Source organism: Microbacterium sp. MPR-TSA4, assembly GCF_058792815.1.
The window spans coordinates 1-8,944 of the sequence record NZ_JBXAFF010000003.1; the positions used below are offsets into that span (position 1 = coordinate 1).

Genomic DNA, 8,944 nt, shown 5'->3' on the forward strand with positions numbered 1-8,944 from the left:
GGGGCCAGGGGCGGCTCAGGGGGTGCGCCGCCGCAGGGTGAGGGCGGCGAGCGCGAGGCACAGTACCGCGACCCCGGCGACCACGAGCACCGGCGCCCAGAGGTCCCATCCGTCGTCGCCCGCGCTCACGGCGGCGACGGCGTCGATCGCGTAGCTCAGCGGCAGCACGTCGCTGACGGCGCGCAGCACGTCGGGCATCTGATCGCGCGGCAGGAAGAGGCCGCCCAGCAGCAGCTGCGGGAAGACGAGCACGGGCATGAACTGCACGGCCTGGAACTCCGTGCGCGCGAACGCGCTGGCGAGCAGGCCGAACGCCGTCCCCATCAGGGCGTCCACCACCGCGACCAGGCCGAGCTGCCAGATCTCGCCGTCCACCTCCAGCCCGCACACCACGACGGCGAAGGCGACCGTGACGACGGCCTGCAGGAGCGCAACGAGCCCGAAGGCGAGCGCGTAGCCGAGGATGACGTCGGCTTTGGCGATCGGCGTCGTCATCAACCGTTCCAGCGTGCCGCCGCGACGCTCGCGCAGCGTCGTGATCGAGGTGACCAGGAACATCACGATGAACGGGAAGACCGCCAGGATGCCGCCGCCGAACTGCGCGAAGACCCCCTCTCGGTCGGAGAAGATCCAGGCGAACAGCCCCACGAGCAGCGCCGGGGCGGCCAGCATGAGCAAGATCGAGCGGGGATCGTGGCGCAGCTGGCGCAGGACGCGCGCCGTCGTCGCGCCCACACGGCGCGCGTTCACGGCATCCCCCCGTCGCCCGCCGCGCGCACGAGCGCGAGGAACGCCGCGTCGGGATCGGTGGTCCCGGTCGCCGCGAGGAACCGCTCCGGCGTGGAGTGCGCCAGCACCCGCCCCTCCCGCAGCAGCACGATCTCGTCGCAGCGCAACGCCTCGTCCATCACGTGGCTCGACACGAGCAGCGTGGCACCGGCATCCGCGAGGGAACGGAAGATGCCCCACAGCGTCTCGCGCAGCAGCGGGTCCAGGCCCACGGTCGGCTCATCGAGCACGAGGAGGTCGGGCGCGCCGAGCATCGCGACCGCGAGCGAGACGCGTCCGCGCTGGCCTCCCGAAAGGGAGCCCACCAGCCGGCGCTGCTGCGGCCGCAGCCCGACGTCGTCGAGGACGCGCGAGACGTCGCCGCGCGTCGCACCGAGGACCGCCGCGAAGTACTCCAGGTTCTGGGCGACGGTGAGATCGTCGTAGACCGACGCCCCCTGACTGTCATACGCCACGCGGTGGCGCAGCGGCCGCGATCCGGCCGGCGCGCCGAGCACCGTCACCGTGCCCGCCGCGAGGCGTTGCACCCCGACGATCGCACGCATGAGCGTCGTCTTGCCGCTGCCGCTCGGCCCGAGCAGCCCCGTGATCCGCCCCGCGGCGATGTCGAGGTCGAGCCCGTCGAACACCGCGTCGCGTCCGCGCCGCACCACGAGGCCGCGGACGACCACGGCCGGGGCGGACGCTGCGGCCGGGGCGGACGACACCTCGGGAATGCTCGTCATGGGGGCATTATCCGCCTCAGGAGGCGCGCGCGGGGTTCGTGGCCTTGCCGTCCAGCCACAGCGTGTCGCTCGCATCGCTGTGGGTCGACGCGGTGCCCACATGGGTCGACGCGATCTTCGGGCCCTTCGTGATCACGTGCACGAGAGCCATCGCATGCCCGCGGCCGAGGCCGTACTCGTCGGCGAGCCACGCGACGATCTCCCCGGCCTTCGTGCCGGGGCCGAAGCCCTTCTGCGTCGCCTGCTCCACGAACTGGCGCGGGGTGAGCCCGGTCTTGTCCTCGATGTTGTCGAGATATGCCTGAAACGACATCCGTTTCCCTTCCGGCGGTGCCTCCGCCTCGTGTTCAGCTCTACCAGCGATTGCGGACATCCTCGGCGAAGCCCTCGATGCCGTCGAAGTCGATGACCCCGCCCTCCACGGCGACGCGTCCCGACCACCGGCCGAAGCACTGGTCGGTGCGCGAGGCGACGACCCCGAGGCTGGTCGCCGACCGCTTGTCGAACGCGGGCTCGAACACCGCGTCGAGACCGCCGCCGCGCACCCGCCACGGACGCAGCGGCGTGGCGAGGTCGTAGTCCCAGGCGACGGGGACGGAGATCTTGTGCAGCACGCCGTCGACGACCACGCCGTTCTCTGTCGCCCCCGTCCCATCGGTCCAGCGCCCGCCCACCTGGATGCCGAACGTCCGGCCGTCGGCGAGCAGACCCGACCCGGCGCCCCAGTTCCACGCGACGTCGTACGGCCAGCGGCCCCGCCCGTGATCCAGGACCGCCCACGATCCGGCCGGCACGTCGTGATCGATCCCGTCGAGGGTGAGCGTGCCGGATGCCGGCAGCGCGACGTCCTTCACGGTGTACTGGAAGCGTCGGGACGACCACGGCACCACGACGGCGAGCAGGTCATGGCCGGGCGGCCGGGTCACGGTGATGTCGAACGACGCGGCGGGGATCTCCGCGTGCAGCCGCCAGAGCTGCCCGCGCTCGGCGGGCGCGATGGTCGCCGCGAAGTCGCGATGACGGGCGATCGTGATGCCCGTGCCGAGCGAGCCGGGCAGCGACACCTCGCGCGAGGGCAGGACGGTGGCGTTGCGGGACCACGTGCGTCCGGTGGCACGGTCGCGGATCCACACTTCGTGGACCGCGGCGTAGTCGAGCGACGACACGGTCAGCGACACGATGTGCGTGGGCGTGATGACGTTCCAGTACTCCCACCGCTTGTTGCGACCCCACGACCGCACGAACCGGCCGCGCCCCCGGCCGATGCCGTCGGTGTCGACGAGGGGCCTCCGGCTGAACCCGATCGCGGCCGGGTTCAGCCGGCCGTCGGGGCGCGTGAGGGAGACGGGTGCGGTGAGCTCGCGCTCGTGCGCGGCGGGGAGGTCGGGCATCGGCATCCTTGCTGACGTTCCGGGTCGGGTGCTTCGACACTAGCGCTGTCGACGCGAACCGCCCCGGTCCGAGGCGGACGCGGGGCGGTTCGGGCGGTGGCGCAGGGCGCCGACGGTCACGGCTCGACGGGCTGCGGCTCCTGCGCCGACGCGTGGGCCTGGATCGTGGGCGCGCCGCCGTCGGCGACGACCTGGACCTTGCGCGGCTTGGCCTTCTCGCTCACGGGGATCGTCACGGTGAGCACGCCGTTGCTGTAGGTCGCGGCGATGCCGTCGGTGTCGATGCCCTGGCCGAGGTTGAGCTGGCGCAGGAAGCTCGCGGTCTCGCGCTCGCGCGTGATCCACTTCACTCCCTCGCCCTCGGTGAGGGTGCGCTCGGCGCGGATCGTCAGCAGCTGGCCGTCCACGTCGATGTCGACCGAGCCCGGATCGATGCCCGGCAGGTCGGCGCTCAGCACGTAGTGGTCGCCGTCGCGGTAGAGGTCCATCGGCATCCGGCGCGGTCCGCGGCGCGTGTCGAAGAGGCCCGACGCGATGCGGTCGAGGTCACGGAACGGGTCATACGTGGCCATTGTTCTCTCCTGTTCGTGTATGGCTCTGTGAGTTCTGAAAGTTGAGCCTCGTCGACTCAACTAGCTTCAGATTAGCACTCACCCCAGGAGAGTGCCAACGGTTCACGCACAGCGAACCCTCCGACCTGCCCGGGCTCAGTTGACGCACGAGCCGGAAACCACGCCACCGTTTCCGGCGTCGGCGCGAACTCGCCGGGCAGCGCCCTCCTCCTCCCCAGACGGCGCACCCGCGCACGTTCTCCACGGGGCCTCGCGGCGCGGCGCGCGACGGCAGCGAATGCGCCCACGCTGAGGGGATGCCGCGCCCACCACGCCCGCTTCCGTCGACTCTGCCCCAGGTCTTCACCGCCGCCGATGCGGCGGCGGCGGGCGTCTCCCGCGGACGACTCGCGGCGCGCGACCTGGACGCACCCTTCCGCGGTGTCCGCCTCCGGCGTGAGGCAGACGACGCGGCGACGCTCGGCGAGGACGCCCCGGACGAGATCGCGCGGCGCGCCATCCTGCGTCGCGTCCGCGCGCACGTGCTGGTGCTTCCGCCCCACGCGTTCTACATCGGAACGACGGCGCTCGCGATCCACGGACTCCCCCTCCTCGACGCGGATGCCGCGGCATCCGCCGACCTCGACGTCGCCGTGCCCGCGCCGCACCGTGCGCTCCGGCGGACGGGCATCGCCGCCGTGCAGGTCGCGCCGATGCTCGTCCACTCCACGGTCCGGGCCGGAGTTCCCGTCGCGACGCTCGGCTCCACCTGGGCGATGCTCGCCCGTGAGCACTCGACACGCGATCTGGTGGTCATCGGCGACGCGATCATCCGCGTGCCCCGCGACGGATGGGGGCGGCGTGTGCCCGAACGCCAGCTCGCCAGGCCCGAGAACCTGGATGCGGCCGTCGCCGCAGGACGCCGACAGGGAATCGGGAAGCTCCGGGCAGCACTCCCCCTGCTGCGCACGGGCAGCATGTCGCCGCTCGAGACCGACTGGCGACTGTCGCTCATCGGGACCGGCCTGCCGGAGCCCGAGCTCGACGTCGAGGTGCGCACCTCGGACGGGCGATTGCTCGGCATCAGCGACGGCGCGTTCCGGGCTCACCAGGTCGCCGTCGAGATCGAGGGTGATCACCACCGCACCTCGCGTCGCCAGTGGGCGCGGGACCTCCAGAAGTACGCCGACTACGCGAACCTCGGCTGGGACGTCGTACGCCTGACCTCCGCGCACATCCGTCAGGATCCGTCCTGCGGCGCGGCACTGGTGCGCGCCGCCCTCGCGCGCCGCGCCGCGCCTGAGTGACCGGCCGCTCGGTGGGCCCGTTCGCCAGAAATGGCAGCGCGGTTTGCGGCGCGAGCGCCAACCGAACCGCGGCTGCGAGCCGGTGCTCAGCACTCCACGACGTTGACGGCGAGACCGCCCTCGCTCGTCTCCTTGTACTTCGTCGACATGTCGATGCCGGTCTGGCGCATCGTTTCGACGACGGCGTCCAGCGGCACGTAGTGGGTGCCGTCGCCGCGCAGCGCGAGACGCGCCGCCGTCACGGCGGTGGAGGCCGCGATGGCGTTGCGCTCGATGCAGGGGATCTGGACGAGCCCGCCGACGGGGTCGCAGGTGAGGCCCAGATGATGCTCCATCGCGATCTCCGCGGCGTTCTCGATCTGACGGTTCGTCCCGCCCATCACGGCCGTCAGCCCGCCGGCCGCCATCGCGCACGCCGAGCCGACCTCGGCCTGGCATCCGCCCTCCGCACCCGAGATCGACGCGTTCGCCTTGAACAGCGAGCCCAGCGCCGTCGCCGTCAGCAGGAACCGACGGATGCCGCGGCGCCGGTTCGCCTCGGCGAGCGCCTCGGCCGAGGCCGCGACCGCCTCCGGCGCGGGATCGGTCTCGCCGTGCAGGCCGAGCAGCGCCGAGCCGACCAGCTCCCCGTACGGGGTGACGGCGTTCGCGGCGCCGATCCCCGAGTCGGCGAGGAAGCGCCACCAGTACATCGCGACGGCGGGCAGGATGCCGGCCGCACCGTTGGTCGGCGCCGTCACGACCCGTCCGCCCGCGGCGTTCTCCTCGTTGACGGCGAGGGCGAACGCGCCCAGCCATTCCCCGGGCAGCTCCCGCCCCGACGCGGCGACCTCCTCCAGCTGCGCCCGGATCGCTCCGGCGCGCCGCTTCACCTTGAGCATGCCGGGGAGCACGCCCTCGGCGTGCAGCCCCGCGTCGACGCACGCGGCCATCGCGTCCCAGATCGCGTCGAGGCCGGCGGCGACCTCCTCCTCTGATTGCAGCGCCTCCTCGTTGCGTCGGGCGACCTCCGCGATCGTCAGACCGTACTCGTCGCAGACGTCCAGCAGCTGCGCCGCCGTGGAGAAGGGCAGGGGCGAGGATGCCGCGGACACGGCCGCCTCCTCGCCCTCGCGGCGGATGAACCCGCCGCCGATCGAGTAATAGGTGTCCTCGCACACCGCCGCTCCCGCGGCATCCCGCGCGACCAGCGTCATCGCGTTCGGGTGACCGGGAAGGCGCGTGCGCGGCGCGAGCACGATGTCGGCGCGCGCGAACGCGACGGCGAGACGTCCGTCGAGCAGCAGGTCCGCCCCGTCCGTCCATCCCGACCACGCGCCGCGCACGAGAGCCGGATCGACCGTCTCGGGCTCGTGCCCCTGCAGCCCCGCCACGACGGCGTCGGGTGTGCCGTGACCGATGCCGGTGGCGCCGAGGGAGCCGTACAGCGCGCACTCGACCCGGACGATCCCGGCTCCCGTCGCGGCGGCGCGATCGGCCGCGCGGCGCGCGAAGTCGCGGGCCGCGCGCAGCGGACCCACCGTGTGGGAGCTCGAGGGGCCCACCCCGATGGAGAACAACTCGAACGCCGAGACGTACGCACTCACGCTCCGAGCCTACGCGCCGGTTACGCTGAGAACTCGGAGGGGGCACCATGACCGCACTGACGAGGCCGGAGGTCGACCTCCGCGCCGCGCTCGAGGCCTGCGAGGGCGCGGGACGCGTCGACGAGGGGTTCCTCTCCCGCGTCGATGCCCAGTTCCCCCGCCTGCACGAGCTCTTCACCCGCCTGTACGGCGATCGCGCCGACGGCCAGGAGCAGCTCGCGGCGACCGTGGCCGCGGCATCCGCGTCGTGGAACGCACGCCCGCTCGATCTCAAGGTGCGCGACGCGCAGCGCGAGGCCGACCCCGAGTGGTTCCAGTCCGAGCGGATGCTGGGCGGCGTCTGCTACGTCGACCGCTACGCCGGCAACCTCGCCGGCATCCGCGACCAGATCCCGTACTTCCGCGAGCTAGGACTGACCTATCTGCACCTCATGCCGCTGTTCGACGCCCCCGACGGCGATAACGACGGCGGCTACGCGGTCTCGAGCTACCGGCGCGTCAACCCGAGCCTGGGCACGATGCAGCAGCTCACCGAGCTGGCGGCCGATCTGCGGCTGGCGGGCATCTCGCTCGTGCTGGACTTCATCTTCAACCACACCAGCGACGAGCACGAGTGGGCACGCAAGGCCGTCGCCGGCGACCCCGAGTACGCCGACTTCTACCTGATCTTCCCCGACCGCGAGATGCCCGACGCGTACGAGCGCACGACGCGGGAGATCTTCCCCGACGACCACCGCGGCTCGTTCGTACCGCTGGAGGACGGCCGCTGGATCTGGTCGACGTTCTACCACTACCAGTGGGACCTCAACTACGCGAACCCCGCCGTCTTCCGGGCGATGGCGGGTGAGATGCTCTTCCTCGCGAACCAGGGCGTCGAGGTGCTGCGCATGGACGCCGTCGCCTTCATCTGGAAGCGGCTCGGCACCTCGTGCGAGTCGCTGCCCGAAGCGCACCTGCTGCTGCAGGCGTTCAACGCGGTGCTGGCGATGGCCGCTCCGGGCATGGTGTTCAAGTCGGAGGCGATCGTCCACCCCGACGAGGTCGTCAGCTACATCTCGCCCGACGAGTGCGAGCTGTCGTACAACCCGCTGCAGATGGCGCTGACGTGGGAGGCGCTGGCCACCCGCGACGGACGACTGCTGCAGCAGGCGCTGGATCGTCGCCACGCCCTGGCGCCGGGCACGGCCTGGGTGAACTACGTGCGCAGCCACGACGACATCGGGTGGACCTTCGCCGACGAGGATGCCGCGGAGCTCGGCATCGACGGCTACGCGCACCGGCAGTTCCTCAACCGCTTCTACACCGGACGCCACGAGGGCACCTTCGCGCGCGGCGTCGCCTTCCAGGAGAACCCCGCCACGGGGGATGCCCGGGTGACCGGGACCACCGCGTCACTCGCGGGCGTCGAGGCGGGCGATCCCGGCGGCGAGGACCGGGTCGTCCTCGCCCACGCCCTGGCGCTGTCGACCGGCGGCATCCCGCTGCTGTATCTCGGCGACGAGGTCGCGCAGCTCAACGACTACACCTACGCCGACGACCCGGTGCGCCGCGGCGACACCCGGTGGGTGCACCGCGGCAACCGTCCCCGCGACGCGTACGCCCACCGCGGCGACGACACCACGGCCGCCGGCCGCGTCTTCCACCGCCTCACGAAGCTCATCTCCGTGCGCCGGCAGTCGCCGGAGCTCGCCGGCAACGCCCTCCTCCCCTTCCACACCCCGCACGCCGCCGTCGTCGGCTACCAGCGGCCGGGCGCCGAGACGCGCATGCTGGTGCTGGCGAACGTGGGGGATGCCGAGGTCACCATCGACCCGCTGACCCTGTCGGGTTTCGAACGGACCGCGTTCGACCCGGTGCACGACGTCGAGGTCGACCTCGACGAGGGCGTCGCCCTCCGCCCCCACGGCTTCGTGTGGCTGCGGGTCCGCCCCGTCTGAGGCGTCAGCTCACGCGCCGAGCAGTCCTCCGCGCGGACGGAAGACACCGGCGCGGGCCAGCGCGAGGTACAGCAGGCAGCCCAGGCACAGGCCGAAGGCGGCGTTGAGGAAGGCTGCGATGAACGCGGCGGCCGCCGCGATCGGCAGCGCCCACGCGACGCCGGCGACGTGCAGCACGAGCCCGACCGTCACGACGATGAAACCGACGACCTGCGCGAACCGCGGCGGACGCGGGTCTTCGAGGTCGACCGGCGGCCGCAGGCGCGGCCGGATCGCGACCCGGTACAGCGCGCCCCACGGCGCGGTGCGGGGAGCCGCGAAGCCCCACACGAACAGCAGGTCGACGACCAGCAGGAGCAGGAACGCCGGATCGGTGACGCGCTCCCCGGGCGTCGTCGCCGTCGTGGCCGTGGAGGAGCCGACGAGGGCGAGGAAGGTGCCGACCAGAAGCAGGGCGGCGGTGACGGATGCCGCGAACCGCGGGCCGCGCGGATCGATGCCGGCGGGGCGTGCGGTGGACGGGGCGGAGGAGGTGGTCACCCTCACACGGTAGGCGCGTTGGCGGCGTCCGGGGCCGTCGCCGTCACAGTTCTTCATGCACGAGCGTCGTCATCGACGGCGTCGCGTGGGCGCTGCCGATCGCGGCGGCCGCCGCGTT

The 8,944-nt window shown here is 72.5% G+C and carries 9 protein-coding genes; 2 read left to right on the top strand and 7 right to left on the bottom strand.

The genetic code is table 11. The features are described from left to right. Positions 1 to 15 precede the first annotated feature (15 nt). The 5 genes from AC1Q49_RS02525 to AC1Q49_RS02545 form a co-directional block, all read right to left on the bottom strand. Complete coding sequence (locus tag AC1Q49_RS02525) at positions 16 to 750, bottom strand: ABC transporter permease (protein ID WP_492490839.1); 735 nt, start codon at positions 748 to 750, stop codon at positions 16 to 18. After that, entirely contained in the window at positions 747 to 1,514 is a 768-nt protein-coding gene (locus AC1Q49_RS02530) for an ABC transporter ATP-binding protein (RefSeq protein WP_060959044.1), read from the bottom strand. The genes AC1Q49_RS02525 and AC1Q49_RS02530 overlap by 4 nt, the downstream gene beginning before the upstream one ends. 16 nt (positions 1,515 to 1,530) lie before the next feature. Beyond that, positions 1,531 to 1,827 carry a DUF4287 domain-containing protein gene (locus AC1Q49_RS02535; protein ID WP_060959043.1) on the bottom strand — a complete coding sequence of 99 codons (297 nt, stop codon included), beginning with the start codon at positions 1,825 to 1,827 and terminating at the stop codon, positions 1,531 to 1,533. Positions 1,828 to 1,867: 40 nt separating this feature from the next. After that, on the bottom strand, positions 1,868 to 2,905 hold the full coding sequence (locus AC1Q49_RS02540; RefSeq protein WP_492490840.1) for a DUF2804 domain-containing protein: 1,038 nt from the start codon (positions 2,903 to 2,905) through the stop codon (positions 1,868 to 1,870). A gap of 116 nt (positions 2,906 to 3,021) precedes the next feature. Beyond that, the gene (locus AC1Q49_RS02545) at positions 3,022 to 3,477 is read right to left on the bottom strand and encodes an Hsp20/alpha crystallin family protein (protein ID WP_060959041.1); all 456 of its coding nucleotides are present in this window, start codon (positions 3,475 to 3,477) and stop codon (positions 3,022 to 3,024) included. 296 nt (positions 3,478 to 3,773) lie between these two features. On the opposite strand from AC1Q49_RS02545, the gene AC1Q49_RS02550 reads away from it, so the two are divergent. Further along, a complete protein-coding gene (locus tag AC1Q49_RS02550; RefSeq protein ID WP_492490841.1) occupies positions 3,774 to 4,763 on the top strand; it encodes a putative endonuclease domain-containing protein in 990 nt (329 codons plus the stop codon). An 86-nt stretch (positions 4,764 to 4,849) separates the two neighbouring features. On the opposite strand, the gene AC1Q49_RS02555 is transcribed toward AC1Q49_RS02550, so the two are convergent. After that, complete coding sequence (locus tag AC1Q49_RS02555) at positions 4,850 to 6,349, bottom strand: L-serine ammonia-lyase, iron-sulfur-dependent, subunit alpha (RefSeq protein WP_492490842.1); 1,500 nt, start codon at positions 6,347 to 6,349, stop codon at positions 4,850 to 4,852. Between the two features lie 47 nt (positions 6,350 to 6,396). On the opposite strand from AC1Q49_RS02555, the gene AC1Q49_RS02560 reads away from it, so the two are divergent. Further along, positions 6,397 to 8,286, top strand: a complete 1,890-nt coding sequence (locus AC1Q49_RS02560) for an alpha-amylase family protein (protein WP_492490843.1) — start codon at positions 6,397 to 6,399, stop codon at positions 8,284 to 8,286. Between the two features lie 9 nt (positions 8,287 to 8,295). Here the strand turns inward: AC1Q49_RS02560 and AC1Q49_RS02565 are convergent, their stop codons facing one another. Then, positions 8,296 to 8,826: a DUF4395 family protein gene (locus AC1Q49_RS02565; RefSeq protein ID WP_060959082.1), complete on the bottom strand. Its 531-nt coding sequence runs from the start codon at positions 8,824 to 8,826 to the stop codon at positions 8,296 to 8,298. Positions 8,827 to 8,944 lie beyond the last annotated feature (118 nt).